The organism is Brevundimonas sp., from assembly GCF_035999125.1.
GTDB lineage: Bacteria > Pseudomonadota > Alphaproteobacteria > Caulobacterales > Caulobacteraceae > Brevundimonas.
In genome coordinates this window covers 36,947-57,500 of sequence record NZ_DASYGX010000016.1, presented here as the reverse complement: position 1 = coordinate 57,500, position 20,554 = coordinate 36,947, and the positions used below count along the sequence as shown (strand labels likewise).

The following is a 20,554-nucleotide window of genomic DNA, read 5'->3' as shown; positions in this document are numbered from 1 at the left end:
GCGAAAGCGAGTCTGAACAGGGCGCTAAGTTCGACGTATGACGACCCGAAACCAGGTGATCTATCCATGAGCAGGATGAAGGTTGGGTAACACCAACTGGAGGTCCGAACCGGTGACTGTTGAAAAAGCCTCGGATGACTTGTGGATAGGGGTGAAAGGCCAATCAAACCTGGACATAGCTGGTTCTCCGCGAAATCTATTTAGGTAGAGCGTCCGACGAATTCCCTAGGGGGTAGAGCACTGGATGGTTGCGGGCTGCGCGAGCGGTACCAATACTAACCAAACTCCGAATACCTAGGAGAACTATCGGGCAGACACACGGCGGGTGCTAACGTCCGTCGTGAAAAGGGAAACAACCCTAACCATCATCTAAGGCCCCCAAGTGACGGCTAAGTGGGAAACGATGTGGGATTGCTTTGACAATCAGGAGGTTGGCTTAGAAGCAGCCATCCTTTAAAGAAAGCGTAACAGCTCACTGATCAAGCGATCCTGCGCGGAAAATGTAACGGGGCTTAAGCCGTCCGCCGAAGGTATGGGTTTGCACTTTGTGCAAGCGGTAGCGGAGCGTTCCGTAAGCCGGTGAAGGTCGATCGCGAGGTCGGCTGGAGGTATCGGAAGTGAGAATGCTGACATGAGTAACGATAAACAGTGTGAGAAACACTGTCGCCGAAAGACCAAGGGTTCCTGCGTAAAGCTAATCTGCGCAGGGTTAGTCGGCCCCTAAGGCGAGGCTGAAAAGCGTAGTCGATGGGAAGCAGGTAAACATTCCTGCACCAGCTGGAAGTGACGGATGACGTAAGTTGTCAGGGCTTATTGGATTGTCCTGGCAGCGAAGTTGTCCCTGGAAATAACTCCAGCAGAGACCGTACCCGAAACCGACACAGGTGGTCAGGTAGAGCATACCAAGGCGCTTGAGAGAACTGTGCTGAAGGAACTCGGCAAATTGCACGCGTAACTTCGGAATAAGCGTGACTCACCTAGGGCAACCTAGAATGAGTGGCACAAGCCAGGGGGTAGCGACTGTTTAGCAAAAACACAGGGCTCTGCGAAGCAGCAATGCGACGTATAGGGTCTGACGCCTGCCCGGTGCCTGAAGGTTAAAGGGAGATGTGAAAGCGTCGAACTGAAGCCCAGGTAAACGGCGGCCGTAACTATAACGGTCCTAAGGTAGCGAAATTCCTTGTCGGGTAAGTTCCGACCTGCACGAATGGCGTAACGACTTCCCCACTGTCTCCAGCACAGGCTCAGTGAAATTGAATTCCCCGTGAAGATGCGGGGTTCCCGCGGTCAGACGGAAAGACCCTATGAACCTTTACTATAGCTTCGCCTTGGCGTTAGCGACCGTATGTGTAGGATAGGTGGGAGGCTATGAAGCCGGGGCGCCAGCTCTGGTGGAGCCATCCTTGAAATACCACCCTTACTGTCGTTGACGTCTAACCGAGATCCGTCATCCGGGTCCGGGACATGGCGTGGTGGGTAGTTTGACTGGGGCGGTCGCCTCCCAAAGTGTAACGGAGGCGCGCGATGGTGAGCTCAGAGCGGTCGGAAATCGCTCGTCGAGTGCAATGGCATAAGCTCGCCTGACTGAGAGACTGACAAGTCGATCAGAGACGAAAGTCGGCCATAGTGATCCGGTGGTCCCGCATGGAAGGGCCATCGCTCAACGGATAAAAGGTACTCTAGGGATAACAGGCTGATTTTCCCCAAGCGTCCACAGCGACGGGAAAGTTTGGCACCTCGATGTCGGCTCATCACATCCTGGGGCTGGAGCAGGTCCCAAGGGTATGGCTGTTCGCCATTTAAAGTGGTACGTGAGCTGGGTTCAGAACGTCGTGAGACAGTTTGGTCCCTATCTGCCGTGGGTGTTCGAAGCTTGAGAGGATCTGTCCCTAGTACGAGAGGACCGGGATGGACGTACCTCTGGTGGACCTGTCGTGGCGCCAGCCGCGCAGCAGGGTAGCTATGTACGGAATAGATAACCGCTGAAAGCATCTAAGCGGGAAACTAACCTCAAAACAAGGCTTCGCTGAGGATCGTGGAAGACTACCACGTCGATAGGCCGGGTGTGGAAGTGCGGCGACGCATGAAGCTTACCGGTACTAATAATCCGATCGGTTTGATCGTTTCTCAGCAAAACTCATGAATACTGGTCCTCTTGCCGGACATGACGATGTCTTCTCATTCTGTGCGCCCGGTTGACCCGGTGACTATGTCGGAGGTTCCCCACCCGATCCCATTCCGAACTCGGTCGTTAAGCCCTCCAGAGCCGATGGTACTTCGTCTTAAGGCGCGGGAGAGTAGGTCGTCGCCGGGTCTACCGGTCGCACAGAGTGATTTCGCCCTAATGGGCGCTTCTCGAACATTTCTTCCTTCACGCTCAGGTTCGCCGCGGGATGGAGCAGCCCGGTAGCTCGTCAGGCTCATAACCTGAAGGTCGCAGGTTCAAATCCTGCTCCCGCACCCAAGATCAAAAGCCCCGCCGGCATAAGCCGCGGGGCTTTTCGCTTTGTAAGCACACGGCTGAGCAACCCATTCGCCCGCGCCGCATGCGGCGCGTATCAACATTGGGGCTTGCACGCTTTCTCGGCCGTGAGGGCTGCAGAAGGAAAATCAGCCTTTGCGAAGATCCGGGACCGGAATCGCGTCTCCCATGCGATTTCACGTCGCAAATGTTCCCCAAATGTTCTATTTGACGTCATGGCCACCATGTTTTCCTTCGACCTGGAGATCGAACGGTTCGAATCCGTACGTCGCCGTTTGTCCGCGAAATGCGGATCGGTTTTTTGGAACGAACGGTTGGACCCGCTGAGCCAGCTTGTCCGCTCATGCCTCGGTGCGAGAACATACGACGCCGTGTCGTGGAAGGCCTTCTTCACCCTTACCGACGCTTTTCCCGACTGGAACGCCTTGGTGGCCGCCACGCCCGATCAGGTGCTGTCACACATCCAGGAGGTCACGTTCGCTGAGGACAAGGCTCGGCATCTGGTCTCCGCATTTCGGATGATCAAGGCGCGGACCGGCGGATTGTCGTTGGAGTTTCTGTCGACGTGGCCGATCGAGGCCGCGCACATCTGGCTTGAAGGCTTGCCGAACGTCGGGCCGAAGGTGGCGGCGGCGGTTCTGAACTTCAGCACTCTCGAGCGCCGGTCGATGGTGATCGACACTCATGTCCTGAGGGTCACGGCTCGCTACGGACTGGTCGCCCGTGATGCGGACATCCGATCGGCATGGGGAAGTCTGATGGAAATGCTTCCGGAACATTGGACGTCACGGGACTTGGCGAATTTTCATGTTCAGTTGAAAAACCTGGGTCAGACCCACTGTCGACCCGTGGGTCCAGATTGTGGTCGTTGCCCCCTCGCCGACGATTGCGCCGCCAAGCGGAGCCATTAGCGTCAGCGGACGTTGATCGGCCGACCGCATCATCCCGGATCCTGCCATGAGTTTTCGTCGTTTAACCGCCGTTTCGGCCGCTCTGGGCCTGGTGACCGCCTGCAGCCAGCCCGCCGAGGAGCCGACGGTCGCACCGGTCGAGCCGTCGGCGACACAGCCGGCGCCCTCGACCGTGCCGGTGGTCGGCTACGCCTGTGAGAGCGGCCAGACCGTGAATGTCCAGTACACCGACGACGCCACCGCCCGGGTGAGCTACAAAGGCGCGACGGCGGATCTGCGTCTGACGCCGTCGGGCAGCGGCGCGCGCTATTCCGGCGCCGAGTGGGAGTGGTGGTCGGCCAGCCGCGACGGGCAGGAGCAAGCGACGCTGGGCCGCGTCGGGCCCAACACCGAGGTTGGCGTCACCATCCTGGAGCGCTGCACCCGCCCGACCTCGGGCGGATCGCCGCCGGGGCCACAGCCGGCCGCGCCGGGCCTGCCCAGACCGGCGCCCGTCGCCGGCGCGCCCTGCCGCGGGCCGCAGCTTCAACTGGCCGCCGAGGCGTCGGACGCCGGGGCGGGGAGTCGCGAAACCGTCTTCTCTCTGAGGAATGTCGGAACCCAGGCTTGCACCCTTCAGGGCCATGTCGGGCTGACGCTGCAGGACGCTCAGGGCCGCAATCTGACCGCCGTGCGGACCGATCGCATCGACGCCGGCGGCGGCTCATTCCCGGGAACGGCGGCCCCTGTCGTCCTGCCGCCGCAGGGCAAGGCCTTCTTCGGGCTGCGCTGGAACGTCGTGCCGAACGAGGCGTCGGGGCAGCGGACCTGCCCGACGGCCACGCGCGTCTCAGTGACGGCGCCTAGCGACACCTCTCCGGTTTTTGTGGATCAGACGCTGACGCCCTGCGGCGACCGTGTCCGGATCACGGTTCTGCGCCCCGACCTTTCGGCCGAGGCTCGCTGAAGGCAGACTGCGCAGAGAACCGTGGGCGTCGGCTGGACATTCAATCGACGATCCCGGAATAACCTCTCGGCGACACTCACCGCCTGAAGATCTCCAAGGACAAGCCATGGTGCTCGTGTTTGAAAGGAAGCGGGTTTCTGTCGTCCCGAACTGTAAGTCATGGATGGCTGTCGCGCCGTTCGCGGAGACCGCAAAATGATCGGCGCAAAGGTCTGGGTGACCTTGATGATCATCGCTGCTGTGAGCGCATTCATCTCCTTCGGGGTCGTCCTGTCCCGCACCGATGAGGCCAGAAGGTACGCCGCTGTGGTGCTGGCTTTCAGTCTCGTGGGTTTGGCGTTGAGCTGGGCGGGCCATGCTGACGCCACACGCGGCATGAAGCCGCTTCCCCGCGGACCGACGGCGTTCGGCTGAGGCCTCTAGACGCGATCGTCTTCCATACTAGGCCGCCGGCAAATCCATTGCTTACTCGCGCGGCAACGCGGCGTGATCTCCCGGGCTTCAAACCGGCGGCGAAAGCGCGTAGCGGATGCCGCCATGACCGCGACCTTCCATGACCGCATCGCCGCCGAACTGGCCGACATCGACGCCCAGGGCCTGACCAAGCCCGAACGCGTGATCCAGTCCCGCCAGGGGCCGGTGATCGAGGTGGGCGGGCGTCAGGTGCTGAACTTCTGCGCCAACAACTACCTTGGCCTGGCCGGCGACGAGCGCGTCGTTCAGGCGGGCATCAAGGCGCAGCAGCAGTGGGGCGCCGGCACCGCCTCGGTGCGCTTCATCTGCGGCACCCTGGGCATCCACAAGGAGCTGGAGCGCGCGATCGCCGACTGGCTCGGCTTCGAGGACGCCATCCTGTTCGCCGCCGCCTTCGACGCCAACGGCGGCATCTTCGAACCCCTGTTCGGCGCCGAGGATGCGATCGTGTCCGACAGCCTGAACCACGCCTCGATCATCGACGGGGTGCGGCTGTGCAAGGCCAAGCGGTACCGCTTCGCCACCTCCGACATGGCCGATCTGGAGGCCCAGCTGAAGCAGGCCCGGGCCGACGGCGTGCGCGAGATCGTCATCGCCACCGACGGCGCCTTCTCCATGGACGGCTACGTCGCCAAGCTGGCCAAGATCCGCGCCCTGGCCGACCGGTACGGCGCCCTGATCATGGTCGACGACTGCCACGTCACCGGCTTCATGGGCGAGCGGGGGCGCGGCTCGTTTTCGCACTGCGGGGTCAAGGTCGACTTCGTGACCGGCACCTTCGGCAAGGCGCTGGGCGGGGCCATGGGCGGCTTCATCTGCGCCACCGGGCCGGTCGTGCAGCTGCTGAAGCAGCGGGCGCGGCCGTATCTGTTCTCCAACGCTCTCAGCCCTGCGGTCTGCGGCTCGTCGCTGGAGGCCATCCGCATCGCGAGCGGGGAGGAGGGCGACGCCCTGCGGACCCAGCTGTTCGCCAACGCCCGCCGCTTCCGCGCGGCGATGACCGAGGCGGGCTTCGACCTGCTGCCCGGCGAGCACCCGATCATCCCCGTCATGCTGGGCGACGCCAAACTGGCGCAGGACATGGCCGCGCGCATGCTGGAGCTCGGCGTCTACGTCATCGGTTTCAGCTTCCCCGTGGTGCCGCGCGGCCAAGCCCGCATCCGCACCCAGATGTCGGCGGCGCACACCTTCGAACAGATCGATCAAGCGGTCGCGGCGTTCACGACGGCCGGCAAGGAACTGGGAGTAATCTGATGACCGACACAATGAAGGCCCTGGCCAAGACCAAGCCGGCCGAAGGCCTAGAGCTGATCACCGCGCCGATCCCCCAGCCGGGCGACGAGGACGTGCTGATCAAGGTGCACCGCGCCGCCGTCTGCGGCACCGACATCCACATCTGGAACTGGGACGAGTGGTCCCAGAAGAACGTGCCGGTGCCGATGATCACCGGGCACGAGTTCTCCGGCGAGATCGTCGCGATCGGCAAGGAGGTGGATCGCCGCCTGAAGGTCGGTCAGCGCGTCTCGGCCGAGGGGCATGTGATCGACCTGAACTCCGAGGCGGCGCGGGCGGGCCACTTCCATCTGGATCCGGCCACCAAGGGCATCGGCGTGAACCGCCAGGGCGCCTTCGCCGAATATGTCGTGGCTCCGGCCTTCAACGTGATCGAACTGCCCGACGACGTGCCCTACGAGATCGGTTCGATCCTGGATCCGTTCGGCAACGCGGTGCACACGGCGCAGCAGTTCGACCTGCTGGGCGAGGACGTGCTGGTCACCGGGGCCGGGCCCATCGGCATGATGGCCGCCGCCGTGGCGCGTCACGCCGGCGCGCGTACCGTCGTCCTGACCGACATCAACGACTTCCGCTTGGAGCTGGCCCAGAAGGTCGCGCCGGGCGTGCGCACGGTGAACACCACGCGCGAGGACCTGCACGACGTCATGCACGAGCTGGGTCTGAAGGTCGGCTTCGACGTGGCGCTGGAGATGTCGGGCAGCCCAATCGCCTTCAGGCAGTGCGTCGACACCCTGATCATGGGCGGCGGCCTGGCGCTGCTGGGCATTCCGTCCAAGCCCATGGAGACGGACTGGGGCGCCATCATTCTGAAGGCCCTGACCATCAAAGGCGTCTACGGCCGCGAGATGTTCACAACCTGGAGGAAGATGCTGGGTCTGCTGAAGGCGGGCCTGGACCTGACCCCGCTGATCACCCACCAGTTCCCCTATGACCAGTACCGCGAAGGCTTTGAGGTCATGAAGGCCGGCAAGTCGGGCAAGGTCGTGCTGGACTGGTCGAAGGCGGCCTGACCATCAGATATGTGGCGGCGCGCCTAACGCGTGACCGCCAGCTTCGCCTTGGATGCGGCGGCGACCAGGGGGCCGGCGTCGTGGCTCAAGGCCTGCGGCCGCTTCGCCGTCGGATAGGCGGCGGCCAGCAGCTGCAGCGCCTGATCGATCGCCGCCAGCGCCTGCGGCTGCTCGCGACCCAGCAGGGCGGCGTGCTCGTCGCGCATGGCCCTGGCGGTCACGTAGAAGCCGTAGCCGTCCAGATAGGGCTCATAGGCGTCGGATCCCTTGGCGGTGCCGTACTGCATCGCCGCGCGGTCGATCTGGTCGGCGATGACGCCCGCCAGCACCGCCGAACTCGCGGCGCCGCCCGGGGCCTTGGCCGCGGCCTGGTCCAGCGTCGTCAGGATGCCGTCGGCGCGGGTCTTCAGCGCGGAGGCGTCCGCGCCTTCGAAGGTGGCGGTGGAGGCGGCCATCAACTGGGCGTCGAACGGGGCGACGCCCAGCGCCTGAAACGTCGGCGCCATGTCGATCAGAATTTCGCTGACCGGGTGGGCGAACATCTCTCCCGCGGCCTGACGCTCGCCGGCCTCGGCGGCGGCCGACGCGGCGCGGATGTGGGCCTCGACCACGGCCAGGGCGGACAGGTAGACCGTGGCGTCGGTCGCGGCGGCCGCGACGTTCACGCCGCCCTCGCCGGACTCGCCGCCTTCGCCCTCGCCGCTTTCGCCGGGGCCGGCGCCCATCTGACGGGCCTGGGGCTGGTCGGCGGCCTTGTCGGCATCGGCGGGCTGGCCGCAGCCGGCGATCAGGGCGGCGCCCAGCCCAAGGGCGGTCCAGCGCTTCAGGGTCGACATCGGAAATCCTCGCTGCGAAGTGTGCGACTGGTCTATAGGGCGGGACATGCGCTTGCAACTTGATCGCAACTGGAGCGGACGATGCGGCTGATCGCCGGCGGCGTGCTGGACGCCCAGACGCTGGCCTGGGCCCGCGCCCAGATCGACGTCCTGTCCTGGCGCGACGGAGCCACGACCGCCGGCCCGGCCGCGCGCGGGGTCAAGCGCAACGAACAGGCCGACCTGTCGACCCGCGCGGGGCAGGGGCTGGAGACCCTGCTGCGCGAGCGCATCCTGGCCCATCCGGTGATCGCCTCGGCGGCCCGGCCGCATAAGGTCAGCCGCCTGCTGATCAGCCGCACGCCGGTGGGCGGCGGCTATGGCGACCACGTCGACAACGCCTTGATGGGGCCGGAGGGCGCGCGCCTGCGCACCGACCTCAGCTTCACCCTGTTCCTGTCGGAGCCCGACGCCTACGACGGCGGCGGCCTGACGATCGAGGACGCGCTGGAGGACCGCACCGTGCGCCTGCCGGCCGGCGACCTGATCCTCTATCCCTCCGGCGCCCCGCACCGGGTCGAGCCGGTGACGCGGGGCACGCGCCTGGTCTGCGTCGGCTGGATCCAGAGCCACGTCCGCGACGCGTCGGCACGCGAGGTGCTGTGGGATCTGGAGCGCGTGCGCGCCGCCTGGCCGGATGAGGCCGATGCGTCGGCGCGCCTGACGCTCGACAAGGCGATCGGCGCCCTGCTGCGCCGCTGGGCGGAGACCTAGGCTTCGAGCATCCGGATCAGCTTCATCTCGAACGCCTTGGCGTCCGGCCCCGGCAGCAGCTCCGGCAACCGGCCCGCCTCGAACGCCTCGAACACCTTGGGGTGCACATAGGACGAGCGGCAGACCGTCGGCGTGTTGCCCAGCAGGCCGGACACCGCCTTCACGCAGGTGGTGATCTTGCGCTTCGCGTCCGTGGCGCTGGTCGGCGGCTCCATCTCACGCAGGGCCCGCGCGGCCGAGACCGTGCCGGCCCAGGTGCGGAAGTCCTTGGCGGAGAAGTCCTCGCCCATCGCTTCGCGCACGTAGGCGTTCACGTCGTCCGAGGTCAGCGGGCACAGGGTGCCGTCCACCGCCCGCCACTTGAACAGCTGTTGCCCAGGCAGTTCCCTCACCGCCCGGATCACCGTCGCCAGGCGCCGGTCGCGCACGCGCACCTCGTGCTCCACGCCGCTCTTGCCGCGAAAGGCGAAGGTCAGGGCCGTGGCCCCCGCCGCGACGTGCCGCTTGTGAAGGGTGGTCAGGCCATAGGACCGGTTCTGCTTCGCATACTGGGCGTTGCCGACGCGGATCAGAGTGATCTCCAGCAGGCGGACCGCGGTCGCCGTCACCTTTACCCGGCATATGCCGCGTCGCGCCAGGTCGGCCTCGACCTGGTCGCGGAGCCGGGGCAATGCGCGCGCGAAGGCCGGCAGGCGGTCGAACTTGTCGCCCGAGGCGTGGGCCGTCCAGTCGGCGTGATAGCGGTACTGCTTGCGCCCCTTCACGTCGCGGCCGGTGGCCTGGATGTGGCCGGTGGCGCGCGGACAGATCCAGACGTCCGTCCAGGCCGGCGGGATGGCCAGTGCGCGGATGCGGGCCAGCGTCGCCTCATCTCTCACCTTGGCGCCCTTGGCGTCCAGATAGGTGAATCCCGTGCCGGACCTGCGCCGCGTCAGCCCGGCGTGCTCGTCGCTGCACCACGTCAAGCCCGGCGGGGCCTTCAGCGTCTGCGCCAGGTTCGCCGCGCCGTCGGGCAAGTGGGTCGTCTCCGGTTGGGATTTCGGCAACGGCGCCCGCGCCCGCCGGTTCCGGCTTGACCCCCACGCCCGGCCTGCGACACGTCGCCCATGAACTATCGCCACAGCTTCCACGCCGGGAACTTCGCCGACGTCGTCAAGCACGCCCTGCTGCTGCGCCTGCTGGAGCTGCGGCGCGCGGGGGGGCCGGTGACGGTGATCGACACCCACGCCGGCGCGGGGCTGTACGATCTGTCCGGCGACGCGGCGCGGTCGAAGGAGGCGGAGGCCGGGATCGCCCGCCTGATGGCCGCCGACGCCCTGCCGCCCGCGGTCGGCGTCCTGGCCGTGCGGGTGCGTACGCTGAATCCCGAAGGCGGCGCGCGCTTCTATCCGGGATCGCCCAGACTGGTGGTGGACGACATGCGCCCGGACGACCGCTACGTCGGCTTCGAGATGAACCCGCCGGTGATGGAGCTGCTGCGGGCTGCGCTGGTCGAGGCTACCGGCGCGCGTGCCCTCGGCGGCGACGGCTATGATCAGGCGCTGGAGGCAGCGAAGGCCGCGCCGGGCGCCGTCGTGCTGATCGACCCGCCGTTCGAGCGGCCGGACGACTATCTGCGCGCCGCCGACCTCGCCGCCGCCGTCGTGAAGGCCGATCCCACAGCCACGGTCGCGGTCTGGACCCCTCTGAAGGATCTGGAGACCTTCGACGGTTTCTTGCGTCGCCTGGCCTCGGCAGGCGCCCCTGCGCCTCTTGTGGCCGAGGCTCGCCTGCGGCCTCTGACCAACCCCATGAAGATGAACGGCTGCGCCATGGTGTTCCTGAACCCGCCTGACGGGATCGAGGCGGCGGCGCGGGAGGTCTGCGGCTGGGTGGCCGGGGCGCTGGGCGACCCCGGAGCAAGCGCGGAAGTCTGGACCGCCTGAGGAGCGCGGACCTCCAGGTCCGCACTCGCGCAGCGACCGTCAAGGGCGGACCTGGAGGTCCGCGCTCCCTCAAGACATCACGCCTCGATCACTTCGCCGGGCTCATAGAGGTTCGGCTCGAACGTCGCGATGGCCATGATCGGGTCCATCGCCGCGACGACTGAAGGATGGCGCGTCATCGCCTTCCAGTCCTCGCGAGAGCGCCAGACGGCGTGGTTGGCGACCACCTTGCCGTTCACGCCGCGGTGCAGGGCGGCGGAGACGAAGCCCTCCAGCTCCCGCTGCGCCCGCGCCAGGGCGGTGACCAGTTCCATCAGTTCGTCCTGACGCTCCGGCGCGCACTTGAAGACGTTGATCAGGACGACGGGCTCGCTCATGGACGCGCCGTATAGCGCGCGGCGGGCGCGGCTCCTACCTTCGCTCCATGACGAAGATCGCCATCCTGAAGACCGGCGCCCCGCCGCCCGCCCTGGCCGAGGTCCACGGCGACTATCCGGCCATGTTCGGCTCCGTGTTGGGTGAAGGCCTGACGACGTTCGACGTCCAGGCGGGTGAACTGCCCGACCCGGCCGCCTTCGACGGCGCCGTCATCACCGGCTCTTCCGCCGGCGTCTATGAGGACCACGCCTGGCTGCCGCCCCTGTTCGACTGGATCAGGGCGGCGAAGGGCCGGACCCGGCTGGTCGGCGTCTGCTTCGGCCACCAGGCCTTGGCCCAGGCCCTGGGCGGCGAGGTGCGCAAGTCGGAAAAGGGCTGGGGCGTCGGCCTGCACCGCTACGACGTGCTGTCCGCGGAGCCGTGGATGGTCCCGCCGCACCGCAGCGTCGCCGTGCCCGCCTCGCATCAGGACCAGGTACAGACCCTGCCGCCCGGCGCACGCGTGACGATGGCCAGCGCCTTCACCCCCTTCGGCGGCCTGGCCTGGGACGACGACGCGGTCAGCATGCAGTTCCATCCCGAATTCACGCCCGCCTACGCCGCCGACCTGGCGGAGAGCCGACGCGGCCGCATCGACCCGCCGATGGTCGACCGCGCACTGACGTCGCTGGCGGAGCCCAACGACCGCGACCTCGTCGGCGCCTGGCTGCGCGCCTTCCTCGGACTCGACCGCTCGACACGTCCCCGTTGACGCCCGAAGGCGCGGCTCAGTCCGTGTCCGAGAGACGGCAGCCGTCGCCGATGCGCATCGCCTGCGCGCACGGCAGAGTCTCGGCCAGCCGGCCCTCGGGGTCGAAGCGCGCGACCTGCGCTGAGCCGTCCGCGCAGGCGGCCTCGTACCAGTCGCCGCTCGCGCTGGAGCCCATCCATCGCGCCCGATTCGCCACGCATACGGGGGCGAGGCGTCGCACCAGCGCGGCGTCGGCCTCGGCGAGGTCGGTGAACCGGCACTCGCCGCCGCGCCCCACGACCTTCAAACATTCGGTCACGGTCCAGCCGTCGCCAAGGCGCTCGATCCAGGCCCCGGCTTCGTCGGCGCATCCGGCCTCATAGATGATCCCGCCCGACGGGGTGCGTCCCACCAGACGACCCTCGTTCACAGGGCAGGCGAGCCCGGCGTTCGCGGCCAGTCGCGCCACCGCCCGCGCCGGGTCGGCGTTGCCGGGAAGGCGGCACGGCGCGGCGGCGCCCCCGACCAGGGCGAGGCAGTCGACGGCACGGGCCTCCGGTGCGCCGATCACGACATGGCCGTCTCCGGCGGCGCACGCCACCTCCCATTGCATCGCGCCGGACACGTCGCGTCCACGAATGGTCGCGTCCTCGACCTGACAGTCGAGGCCGATCGCGTCGGCCGCCGCCTGGGCCACCTCGCGCGGGGAGCCCGCGGGCGCGAGCCCCTGCGGCGCGCGGTCCATCGTGGCCGGGATCTCGGGGTTCTGCGCCAGGGCCGATCCGGCCGCCGTCAGCACCACGACTAGACCCAGGGCGGAGAGAAGGTTACGTGTCATGACCGGCTCCATGGCGACGAAAATCGGCTGATCCGTGGCGGTCGGATCAGGGCCATTTCACCACCGGCGGCATGGAGCTGAGGATCGACTCCACATTGCCGCCGGTCTTCAGGCCGAAGGTGGTGCCGCGGTCGTAGAGCAGGTTGAACTCGACGTAACGGCCACGGCGCACCAGCTGCTCATTCCGCTCGGCCTCGGTCCACGGCTCATGCATCCGTCCACGCACGATGGCGGAGTAGGTGTCCAGGAAGGCCATGCCGACGTCGCGGGTGAAGGCGAAGTCCTTCTCGAAGTCGCCGGAGTCGTGGTGGTCGTAGAAGATGCCGCCGATGCCGCGCATCTCGTTGCGGTGGGGCAGAAAGAAGTACTCGTCGCACCACGCCTTGTATTTCGCATACCAGCTGGGGTCGTGGGCGTCGCAGGGCGCACGCATGCCGGCATGGAAGGCGATCGTGTCGGGCGCCTCCTGGGTCCGCTCGACGTCCAGCACCGGCGTCAGGTCGGCGCCGCCGCCGAACCAACTTTTCGTCGTCGCGATGAAGCGGGTGTTCATGTGGACGGCCGGCGCCTTGGGGCTGACCGGGTGACAGATCAGGCTGATCCCGGTGGCGTAGAAACGCGGGTCTTCCTCCGCGCCGGGGACGTTCTTCGCATAGTCCGCGGGGAATGTGCCGTGGACGGTCGAAACGTGGACGCCGACCTTCTCGAAAAGCCGGCCGTGCATCATGCCCATGACGCCGCCGCCCCCCTCCGGCCGCTCCCAGGCGGTGCGGACGAACCGCGCCGGCTCGCCGGGAAACAGGTCTTCCGGCGCCTCGTCCTCCAGCGCCTCCAGCCCGGCGTGGATGCGGTCGCGAAGGGTCTCGAACCAGGCCCGCGCGCGGTCTTTGCGATCGTCCAGCATGACCGTGATTAAGCACGGCGGCCGGGGCTTGTAACCCCAAGCGGCGCCTTTCGCGGCGGGCGGCGCTCTGCCACCATCGGCGCAGCAAGGGGAGACCGTTCATGATCCGCGCCGTCCTGTCATCCGCCGCCCTGTCGCTGCTGCTCGCCACGCCCGTCCTGGCCCAGGACCCGACGGACGCCCAGCTGCAGGAACGGGCGCGCCGGGTAATGCAGCGCACGCCGCTGATCGACGGCCACAACGACCTGCCGTGGGCCCTGCGGCAGAACCACGGGTCCGATCCGCACGCCGTGGACCTGGCGACCAATCTGGACGCCACGACCGACCTGCACACCGACATCCCCCGCCTGAAGGCCGGCGGCGTGGGCGGCCAGTTCTGGTCGGTCTACGTCCCCGCCTCCCTGCCGCCGGTCGAGGCGGCCCAGGCCACCTTCGAGCAGATCGACGTGGTCCGCCGCATGGTCGCCGCCCATCCCGAAGCGTTCGAGCTGGCCATGACCGCCGACGACGTCGTCCGCATCCATCGCGGCGGAAAGATCGCCAGCCTGATCGGCATCGAGGGCGGCTATTCGATCAACGATTCGCTCGGCCTGCTGCGCGTTTTCCACGCCATGGGCGTGCGCTACATCACCCTGACCCACTCCACGACCACGACCTGGGCCGACTCGGCCACCGACGCGCCGAAGTGGGGCGGCCTGTCGCCGTTCGGCGAGGCGGTGGTGCGCGAGATGAACCGCCTTGGCATCATGGTCGACCTCAGCCACGTTTCTGAGGAGACCATGCTGGACGCCATGCGCGTGTCGGAGGCGCCGGTGATCTTCTCCCACTCTTCGGCGCGCGGCGTGACGAACCACCCGCGCAACGTGCCCGACTCCGTCCTGCGCCTGCTGCCCGAGGACGGAGGGGTGGTGATGATCACCTTCGTGCCCAGTTTCGTGGCCGAGGACGTCCGCGCCTGGGGCGCCGCCCGCGCGGCCGAGGACGCCCGCTTGAAATCCCTCAATCCCGGCGCGCCGCAGGCCGTGACCGACGGTCTCGCCGCCTGGGTCGCCGCCAATCCGCCGCCGCGCGCCGACATCGCCGACGTCGCCGACCACATCGACCACGTCCGCCGCGTCGCCGGCGTCGACCACGTCGGCCTGGGCGGCGACTTCGACGGCGTCTCGGCCCTGCCCGACGGCCTGGGCGGGGTGGAGACCTATCCGGCGCTGATCGCCGAACTGTACCGCCGCGGCTGGACCGACGCCGACGTGCGCAAGCTGCTGGGCGAAAACGTCCTGCGCGTCATGCGTCAGGTTGAAGCGGTCGCGGCGCGCAAACGGGATCAGCGCCCGGGGCTGGAGCGGCCGTAGTCGCCGCATACACCGCGATCCCCGCGCTGACCGCAAGGTTCAGCGACCGCGCCCCCTGCCGGATGGGGATCACCACGCGGGCGTCCGCGGCCTGGTGCACGAAGTCCGGCGCCCCGGTCGGTTCGGACCCGAACAGCAGCACGTCGCCGGACCGGAAGGCGAAGTCGGGCAGGGGCGTCGCGCCCTTGGTCGTGAACAGGATCAACCGCCCAGGCGGTCGCGCGGCCTGGAAGGCGTCCCAGTCGGCATGGACCGTCAGGTGCGACAGCGGGCCATAGTCCAAAGCCGCGCGCTTCATGGCACGGTCGTCCATGCGAAAGGCGGTGGGACCGACGACGTCGAGCTCCAGCCCGAAACAGGCCGACAGGCGTATGCACGCGCCGACGTTCTGTGGGATGGCCGGTTGAAAAAGGGCGAGACGCATTCTAAGGCCACCCATACGCGCGGGCCGGGGGTCTGTCGCGGCCCTTCGCGCATGCGTTTTCGCCGCCATTTCAGGCGGCCCGACAGAGGTGAGACGTGACCGAGACGGTCGATCATTCCCAAGAGGGCGAGGCCACGCGCCGCGACTTCATCCACATCGCCGCCGGCGCCGCCGCCGTCGGCGCGGGCGTCATGGCCGCCTGGCCGCTGATCAATCAGATGAACCCCGCCGCCGACACCCTGGCGCTGTCGACCATCGAGTTCGACACGTCGAAGGTGATGGAAGGCATGCAGGTCGTCATCAAGTGGCAGGGCAAGCCGGTCTTCGTGCGCAACCGCACTGCGGCGGAACTGCAGCGGGTGAAGGCAGACGATCGTGCTTCCGATCTGAAGGAGCCGCAGACGGACGCCGAGCGCACCAAGCCGGGCCATGAGAACATGCTGGTCGTCATCGGCTCGTGCACCCACCTGGGCTGCGTCCCGACCTTCAACGCCGGCGATTTCGGTGGCTGGTTCTGCCCGTGCCACGGCTCGCACTACGACGCCTCGGGCCGCATCCGCAAAGGTCCCGCGCCGCTGAACCTAGTGGTGCCGGACTATGAATTCACCGCCGGCTCGACCGTGCGCATCGGCTGAGCGGGGGGCAGGACACACATGAGCGACCACGAAAGCACCTACGTCCCCAAGACGGGCATCGAGAAGTGGCTGGACACGCGGCTTCCGATCGTCCGCTTCGGCGCCGACTACATGTCGCTGCCGACGCCGCGGAACCTGAACTACTGGTGGACCTTCGGGGCCATCCTGATGGTTTGCCTGATGACGCAGATCGTCACCGGCATCGTGCTGGCCATGCACTATACGCCCAACGTCGACCTGGCCTTCGCGTCGGTCGAGCGCATCATGCGCGACGTGCCGGGCGGCTGGCTGATCCGCTACGTCCACTCCAACGGCGCGTCGATGTTCTTCATCGCCGTCTACATCCACATGCTGCGCGGCCTCTACTATGGCTCCTACAAGGCGCCGCGTGAGATCATCTGGATCCTGGGCTGCCTGATCTTCTTCCTGATGATCGCCACCGCCTTCCTCGGCTACGTCCTGCCGTGGGGCCAGATGTCGTTCTGGGGCGCCGAGGTGATCACCAATCTGATCGGCGCCATCCCGCTGATCGGCGAGCCGGTTCTGATCTGGCTGCGCGGCGGCCCGGCGATCGACAACGCCACGCTGAACCGCTTCTTCTCGCTGCACTATCTGCTGCCGTTCGTGATCCTGGGCGTCGTGGTGCTGCACCTGTGGGCGCTGCACACAGCCGGGCAGAACAACCCGGTCGGCGTCCTGATCCCCAAGGAGCGGACCGCCAAGGACACCCTGCCGTTCCACCCGTACTACACGGTCAAGGACGGGGTCGCCTTGATCGCCTTCATGATCATGTTCGCCGTGTTCGTGTTCTTCATGCCGAACGCCCTGGGTCACGCCGACAACTACATCCCGGCCAATCCGCTGGTGACGCCGGCGCACATCGTGCCCGAGTGGTACATGCTGCCGTTCTACGCCATCCTGCGGGCCGTGCCGGACAAGTTCGGCGGCGTCCTGGCCATGTTCGCCTCCATCGGCATCCTGTTCGTCCTGCCGTGGCTGGACACGTCCAAGGTGCGGTCGATGCGCTATCGCCCGATCATGAAGGTGTTCTTCATCCTGTTCGTCGTGAACGCCTTCATCCTGGGCCTGTGCGGCGCCAAACTGCCCGACGCGCCGGTGATCGGCGAGTTCTCGACCTTCACCCTGATCGACGGCGACCTGAACAGCTTCCTGTGGCTGGGCCGTCTGGCCACGCTCTACTACTTCGCCTTCTTCCTGCTGATCATGCCGATCGTCGGCCTGCGTGAGACGCCCCTGCCGGTCCCGGCCTCGGTGTCGGAGCCGGTGCTGTCGGGCGGGGCGATGCCGGCGGCCGTTCCGGCCCAGGCCGAGAAGCAGGGCTGACCCCGATGGATCGTTCGATGACCCTCTTCAAGACCCTGGTCGCCGCTCTGGCCGCGGCCGTGGCCCTGTCCGCCGCCCCCGCCCTGGCGGCCGGCGGCGAGTCCAAGCACCCCCGCCCAGGCGGCTTCTCGTTCGAAGGCCCCTTCGGCCGCTTCGATCAGGGCCAGCTGCAGCGCGGCTACAAGGTCTACCGCGAGGTCTGCGCCGCCTGCCACAGCATGAGCCTGATGTCCTTCCGGACCCTGGGTCAGCGCGGCGGCCCCTTCTGGGATCCGGAAGCCGAAAGCCCGGCGACCAACCGCTACGTCCGCGCCCTTGCCGCCGAGGTTCAGGTCGCCGACATCGACTCCGAGACGGGCGACCCGATCATGCGTCCGGCCACTGCCGCCGACCGCTTCCCCAGCCCCTATCCGAACGTCACGGCCGCCACGGCCGCGAACGGCGGCGCCTATCCGCCCGACCTCTCGGTCATGGCCAAGGCCCGCCACGACGGCGCCAACTACATCTACTCCCTGCTGAGCGGCTATGAGGAGGCGCCGGCGGGCCTGCAGATCAATCCGGGCCAATACTACAACCCGTACATGGCCGGCGACATGACGCCGTTCTGGACGGGCGATCCGGAGCATGTGCCGTATGGCGGCTTCATCGCCATGCCGCCGCCGCTGATGGACGGCCAGATCACCTATGACGACGACGCGCCCGAGACCGTGGACCAGTACGCGAAGGACGTGGCCGCCTTCATCGCCTGGGCGTCCGAGCCCCACGCCGTGGAGCGCAAGCAGGCCGGCATCGGCGTGCTGATCTTCCTGTTCCTGTTCCTGGGCCTGACCTACGCAAGCTACCGCCGCATCTGGAAGGGCGTGGCGCACTGACGTCTCGTTCGGCCTGACGGCCGAGACGATCGACCCGCCGCGGCCTCGGCCCGGCGGGTTTTTCGTGGCTTGCGTACGCCAATAAAAAGTGCTTTGCTAAACAAAGCAACTCAGGGAGGGCATCATGCTCCGCACCATTCTCGTCGCGTCCGCTGTTTTGTTCCTCGCCTCCGCCGCCCAAGCCCAGGTTCCCATGCCGTCGGCCAACGGGTCCGAGGCCCAGCGCGGGGCCGTCTCGCGCCTCGACTTCATGGACGGGGAGTGGCGGGGCACGGCGGTGATCACCGGCCCGCAGGGGCGCACGGAACTGACCCAGACGGAGCGCGTGGGCTCCCATCTGGGCGGATCGGTCAAGGTGATCGAGGGGCGCGGCTACGACGCCGAGGGCACGACGCAGTTCAACGCCCTGGCCGTCATCTCCTATGACGAACGCGCCGGGCGATACGGCTTCCGCAGCTATGCCCAGGGCTTCTCCGGCGACTACCCGTTCGAACCGACCGAGGACGGTTTCCGCTGGTCCACGCCCGCCGGTCCGAACGCCCGCATCGACTATGTGGCCACGGTCAAGGACGGCGTCTGGCATGAGGTCGGCGACTACGTCGCCGAGGGGCAACCGCCGCGCCGCTACATCGAGATGCGCCTGACGCGCGTCGGAGACACCGACTGGCCTGGCGCGGGAGCCGTGTCGCCGCGCTGATCGTCTCGACAGGCGGCAGCCCGCCTCCTAACGTCCGGCCCTCTTCGCGTCCACAAGAGGGTTCCCGATGCGCCTGACGTCCCTGACCGCCGCCGCCTGCGCGCTGCTCCTGTCCGCCTGCGCCTCCATGGGCGGGGCGGGGGAAGAGGCCGCCGTCTTCGATCCCCAGCGGCTGTCGGATCACGTCAAGGCGTTGTCGGACGACTCGTTCGAGGGACGCGGCATCGCCACGCCTGCCGAGGCCAAGGTCATCGACTATCTGTCACGCGAGTTCGCCGTCGCCGGCTTCCAGCCGGGCGGGGAAAACGGCGGCTGGACCCAGGCGGTCACGCTGAACCGCTTCACCGTGTCGAACCCGACCGCCGTCTTCACCGCCGGCGCCGAGTCCGTGCCGGTGACCCAGGGCGAGCAGATCGTCATCTCCACCCGCCTGCCGGCCGCGCGCCAGACGCTGGACGACGTGCCGCTGGTCTTCGTGGGCTACGGCACGACCGCGCCGGAGCGTCAGTGGGACGACTTCAAGGACGTGGACGTGCGCGGCAAGATCATCGTCGTCTTGGTCAACGACGCCGACTTCGAGCAGCCGGAGCTGAACACCTTCAACGGCCGGGCCATGACCTATTACGGTCGCTGGACCTACAAATACGACGAGGCCGCCCGTCGCGGCGCCGCCGGCGTCCTGGTGGTCCACGAGGCGGCGCCGGCCTCCTACGGCTGGGCCACCGTCAAGAACAGCTGGACCACGCCTCAGTTCGACATCGTGCGCCAAAACGCGGCGGCCGAGCGCGTGCCGCTGGAGGGCTGGATCCAGCGCGACCTGGCCGTCGACCTGTTCCGCCGCGCCGGTCTGGATTTCGAGGCGCAGAAGGTGGCCGCGCGGGGCCGCGACTTCCGGCCCGTGGAGCTGTCCGGGGTCAGCCTGGCCGCCCGCTTCGACGTCTCGACCTCGACCATCACCACGCACAACATCGTCGCTCGCCTGCCGGGCACGACGCACCCGGACGAGACGATCCTCTACACCGGTCACTGGGACCACATCGGCATGGGCGATCCCGACGCCGAGGGCGACCGCATCTTCAACGGGGCCGTCGACAACGCCTCGGGCATCGCCGGCCTGATCGAACTGGCCCACGCCTGGGGCGACGCCCCGGCGCCGGAGCGGTCGGTGGTCATCATCGCCTTCACGGCCGAGGAATCCGGCCTGCTGGGCTCGGAATACTACGCCGCCAATCCCCTCTATCCGCTGGAGACGACGGTGGCCGGGTTCAACCTGGACGCCATGAACGTCTATGGTCGCCTTTCGGGCCTGGGCGTCACCGGCCACGGCCAGTCGGCCGACATGGACGGACGGCTGGAAGCCGTCGCCCGCACGCAGGGCCGGGTGATCGTGCCGGACGCCAACAACGCCGCCGGGACCTATTTCCGCTCCGACCACTTCCCCTTGGCCAAGCGCGGCGTGCCGATGGCCTATCCCAAGGGCTCCGGCGACTTCCTGGACGCGCCCGTCGCCGAGCGCGAGGCCGCCCGCAGCGAGTACGGCGCCCGTCGGTACCACCAGGCGCAGGACGAATGGCTGCCGGTCATGGACTTCCGCGGCGCCGTCCAGGATCTGGAGGCCGTCTACGCCGTCGGCCGCGACCTGGCCTTCTCGCGCGATTGGCCGCAGTGGTCGCCGACGTCGGAGTTCGGACCGGTGCGGGACCGCAGCGCCGCCACACGTCGCTGAGTGCGTATCGACGAGCAATCT

At 67.5% G+C, this 20,554-nt stretch carries 20 protein-coding genes, 1 tRNA gene and 2 rRNA genes (1 of these 23 only partly in view); 17 read left to right on the top strand and 6 right to left on the bottom strand.

Translation table 11 applies throughout. The annotated features are described in order from the left end of the window. The 8 genes from VGN45_RS13345 to tdh form a co-directional block, all read left to right on the top strand. Positions 1-2,124: ribosomal RNA gene (locus VGN45_RS13345) — 23S ribosomal RNA — on the top strand (it extends 664 nt beyond the left edge of the window). Between the two features lie 75 nt (positions 2,125-2,199). Further along, positions 2,200-2,314 (top strand): 5S ribosomal RNA (gene rrf / locus VGN45_RS13340). Between the two features lie 73 nt (positions 2,315-2,387). Further along, positions 2,388-2,464: transfer RNA gene (locus VGN45_RS13335), tRNA-Met, on the top strand. A 233-nt stretch (positions 2,465-2,697) separates the two neighbouring features. Further along, complete coding sequence (locus VGN45_RS13330) at positions 2,698-3,393, top strand: endonuclease III (RefSeq protein WP_327463291.1); 696 nt, start codon at positions 2,698-2,700, stop codon at positions 3,391-3,393. A gap of 46 nt (positions 3,394-3,439) precedes the next feature. Further along, positions 3,440-4,339 (top strand): DUF4232 domain-containing protein, encoded by a 900-nt coding sequence (locus tag VGN45_RS13325; protein WP_327463289.1) that lies wholly within the window; start codon positions 3,440-3,442, stop codon positions 4,337-4,339. Between the two features lie 195 nt (positions 4,340-4,534). Then, a complete protein-coding gene (locus VGN45_RS13320) occupies positions 4,535-4,753 on the top strand; it encodes a hypothetical protein (protein WP_327463287.1) in 219 nt (72 codons plus the stop codon). 123 nt (positions 4,754-4,876) lie between these two features. Further along, on the top strand, positions 4,877-6,067 hold the full coding sequence (locus tag VGN45_RS13315; RefSeq protein WP_327463285.1) for a glycine C-acetyltransferase: 1,191 nt from the start codon (positions 4,877-4,879) through the stop codon (positions 6,065-6,067). Between the two features lie 11 nt (positions 6,068-6,078). Beyond that, positions 6,079-7,119, top strand: coding sequence for an L-threonine 3-dehydrogenase (tdh, locus tag VGN45_RS13310; protein WP_349256091.1), 1,041 nt, complete (start codon positions 6,079-6,081; stop codon positions 7,117-7,119). A gap of 23 nt (positions 7,120-7,142) precedes the next feature. Here the strand turns inward: tdh and VGN45_RS13305 are convergent, their stop codons facing one another. Then, the gene (locus VGN45_RS13305) at positions 7,143-7,955 is read right to left on the bottom strand and encodes a hypothetical protein (RefSeq protein WP_327463281.1); all 813 of its coding nucleotides are present in this window, start codon (positions 7,953-7,955) and stop codon (positions 7,143-7,145) included. 81 nt (positions 7,956-8,036) lie between these two features. Here VGN45_RS13305 and VGN45_RS13300 point away from each other — a divergent pair, with 81 nt between their 5' ends. Then, positions 8,037-8,708, top strand: a complete 672-nt coding sequence (locus tag VGN45_RS13300) for a Fe2+-dependent dioxygenase (protein WP_327463279.1) — start codon at positions 8,037-8,039, stop codon at positions 8,706-8,708. On the opposite strand, the gene VGN45_RS13295 is transcribed toward VGN45_RS13300, so the two are convergent. Further along, positions 8,705-9,724: a DNA topoisomerase IB gene (locus VGN45_RS13295; RefSeq protein WP_327463277.1), complete on the bottom strand. Its 1,020-nt coding sequence runs from the start codon at positions 9,722-9,724 to the stop codon at positions 8,705-8,707. The genes VGN45_RS13300 and VGN45_RS13295 overlap by 4 nt on opposite strands. A 90-nt stretch (positions 9,725-9,814) precedes the next feature. Between VGN45_RS13295 and rlmJ the strand changes: the two genes are divergently transcribed. Continuing rightward, a complete protein-coding gene (gene rlmJ / locus VGN45_RS13290) occupies positions 9,815-10,633 on the top strand; it encodes a 23S rRNA (adenine(2030)-N(6))-methyltransferase RlmJ (protein ID WP_327463275.1) in 819 nt (272 codons plus the stop codon). 77 nt (positions 10,634-10,710) lie between these two features. Here rlmJ and VGN45_RS13285 read toward each other — a convergent pair whose 3' ends face one another. After that, a complete protein-coding gene (locus tag VGN45_RS13285) occupies positions 10,711-11,010 on the bottom strand; it encodes an antibiotic biosynthesis monooxygenase family protein (RefSeq protein ID WP_327463273.1) in 300 nt (99 codons plus the stop codon). Positions 11,011-11,057: 47 nt separating this feature from the next. Here VGN45_RS13285 and VGN45_RS13280 point away from each other — a divergent pair, with 47 nt between their 5' ends. Further along, entirely contained in the window at positions 11,058-11,762 is a 705-nt protein-coding gene (locus VGN45_RS13280) for a type 1 glutamine amidotransferase (protein WP_327463271.1), read from the top strand. Positions 11,763-11,778: 16 nt separating this feature from the next. Here VGN45_RS13280 and VGN45_RS13275 read toward each other — a convergent pair whose 3' ends face one another. Further along, positions 11,779-12,579, bottom strand: coding sequence for a hypothetical protein (locus VGN45_RS13275; protein WP_327463269.1), 801 nt, complete (start codon positions 12,577-12,579; stop codon positions 11,779-11,781). A 46-nt stretch (positions 12,580-12,625) separates the two neighbouring features. Next, complete coding sequence (hemF, locus tag VGN45_RS13270) at positions 12,626-13,483, bottom strand: oxygen-dependent coproporphyrinogen oxidase (RefSeq protein ID WP_327463267.1); 858 nt, start codon at positions 13,481-13,483, stop codon at positions 12,626-12,628. 101 nt (positions 13,484-13,584) lie between these two features. Here hemF and VGN45_RS13265 point away from each other — a divergent pair, with 101 nt between their 5' ends. After that, complete coding sequence (locus tag VGN45_RS13265; protein ID WP_327463265.1) at positions 13,585-14,835, top strand: dipeptidase; 1,251 nt, start codon at positions 13,585-13,587, stop codon at positions 14,833-14,835. Here the strand turns inward: VGN45_RS13265 and VGN45_RS13260 are convergent. Then, positions 14,768-15,259, bottom strand: a complete 492-nt coding sequence (locus tag VGN45_RS13260; RefSeq protein WP_327463263.1) for a tRNA (cytidine(34)-2'-O)-methyltransferase — start codon at positions 15,257-15,259, stop codon at positions 14,768-14,770. The two genes, VGN45_RS13265 and VGN45_RS13260, sit on opposite strands and share 68 nt — an antisense overlap. Positions 15,260-15,354: 95 nt before the next feature. Between VGN45_RS13260 and petA the strand changes: the two genes are divergently transcribed. The 5 genes from petA to VGN45_RS13235 all read left to right on the top strand — a co-directional run bounded on the left by petA (position 15,355) and on the right by VGN45_RS13235 (position 20,533). Then, the gene (petA, locus tag VGN45_RS13255; protein WP_327463261.1) at positions 15,355-15,894 is read left to right on the top strand and encodes a ubiquinol-cytochrome c reductase iron-sulfur subunit; all 540 of its coding nucleotides are present in this window, start codon (positions 15,355-15,357) and stop codon (positions 15,892-15,894) included. An 18-nt stretch (positions 15,895-15,912) separates the two neighbouring features. After that, on the top strand, positions 15,913-17,238 hold the full coding sequence (locus VGN45_RS13250) for a cytochrome b/b6 (protein WP_327463259.1): 1,326 nt from the start codon (positions 15,913-15,915) through the stop codon (positions 17,236-17,238). Between the two features lie 17 nt (positions 17,239-17,255). Further along, positions 17,256-18,110 (top strand): cytochrome c1, encoded by an 855-nt coding sequence (locus VGN45_RS13245; RefSeq protein WP_327463257.1) that lies wholly within the window; start codon positions 17,256-17,258, stop codon positions 18,108-18,110. Between the two features lie 124 nt (positions 18,111-18,234). Further along, positions 18,235-18,807 carry a DUF1579 domain-containing protein gene (locus tag VGN45_RS13240; RefSeq protein ID WP_327463255.1) on the top strand — a complete coding sequence of 191 codons (573 nt, stop codon included), beginning with the start codon at positions 18,235-18,237 and terminating at the stop codon, positions 18,805-18,807. A 67-nt stretch (positions 18,808-18,874) separates the two neighbouring features. Next, complete coding sequence (locus VGN45_RS13235) at positions 18,875-20,533, top strand: M28 family metallopeptidase (protein WP_327463253.1); 1,659 nt, start codon at positions 18,875-18,877, stop codon at positions 20,531-20,533. The last annotated feature ends 21 nt before the right edge of the window (positions 20,534-20,554 follow it).

Coding starts and splice junctions, on each gene's coding strand:
- VGN45_RS13330 (WP_327463291.1), top strand. CDS start 2,698: ATGGCCACCATGTTTTCCTTCGACCTGGAGATCGAACGGTTCGAATCC.
- VGN45_RS13325 (WP_327463289.1), top strand. CDS start 3,440: ATGAGTTTTCGTCGTTTAACCGCCGTTTCGGCCGCTCTGGGCCTGGTG.
- VGN45_RS13320 (WP_327463287.1), top strand. CDS start 4,535: ATGATCGGCGCAAAGGTCTGGGTGACCTTGATGATCATCGCTGCTGTG.
- VGN45_RS13315 (WP_327463285.1), top strand. CDS start 4,877: ATGACCGCGACCTTCCATGACCGCATCGCCGCCGAACTGGCCGACATC.
- tdh (WP_349256091.1), top strand. CDS start 6,079: ATGAAGGCCCTGGCCAAGACCAAGCCGGCCGAAGGCCTAGAGCTGATC.
- VGN45_RS13305 (WP_327463281.1), bottom strand. CDS start 7,955: ATGTCGACCCTGAAGCGCTGGACCGCCCTTGGGCTGGGCGCCGCCCTG.
- VGN45_RS13300 (WP_327463279.1), top strand. CDS start 8,037: ATGCGGCTGATCGCCGGCGGCGTGCTGGACGCCCAGACGCTGGCCTGG.
- rlmJ (WP_327463275.1), top strand. CDS start 9,815: ATGAACTATCGCCACAGCTTCCACGCCGGGAACTTCGCCGACGTCGTC.
- VGN45_RS13285 (WP_327463273.1), bottom strand. CDS start 11,010: ATGAGCGAGCCCGTCGTCCTGATCAACGTCTTCAAGTGCGCGCCGGAG.
- VGN45_RS13280 (WP_327463271.1), top strand. CDS start 11,058: ATGACGAAGATCGCCATCCTGAAGACCGGCGCCCCGCCGCCCGCCCTG.
- VGN45_RS13275 (WP_327463269.1), bottom strand. CDS start 12,579: ATGACACGTAACCTTCTCTCCGCCCTGGGTCTAGTCGTGGTGCTGACG.
- hemF (WP_327463267.1), bottom strand. CDS start 13,483: ATGCTGGACGATCGCAAAGACCGCGCGCGGGCCTGGTTCGAGACCCTT.
- VGN45_RS13265 (WP_327463265.1), top strand. CDS start 13,585: ATGATCCGCGCCGTCCTGTCATCCGCCGCCCTGTCGCTGCTGCTCGCC.
- VGN45_RS13260 (WP_327463263.1), bottom strand. CDS start 15,259: ATGCGTCTCGCCCTTTTTCAACCGGCCATCCCACAGAACGTCGGCGCG.
- VGN45_RS13250 (WP_327463259.1), top strand. CDS start 15,913: ATGAGCGACCACGAAAGCACCTACGTCCCCAAGACGGGCATCGAGAAG.
- VGN45_RS13245 (WP_327463257.1), top strand. CDS start 17,256: ATGACCCTCTTCAAGACCCTGGTCGCCGCTCTGGCCGCGGCCGTGGCC.
- VGN45_RS13240 (WP_327463255.1), top strand. CDS start 18,235: ATGCTCCGCACCATTCTCGTCGCGTCCGCTGTTTTGTTCCTCGCCTCC.
- VGN45_RS13235 (WP_327463253.1), top strand. CDS start 18,875: ATGCGCCTGACGTCCCTGACCGCCGCCGCCTGCGCGCTGCTCCTGTCC.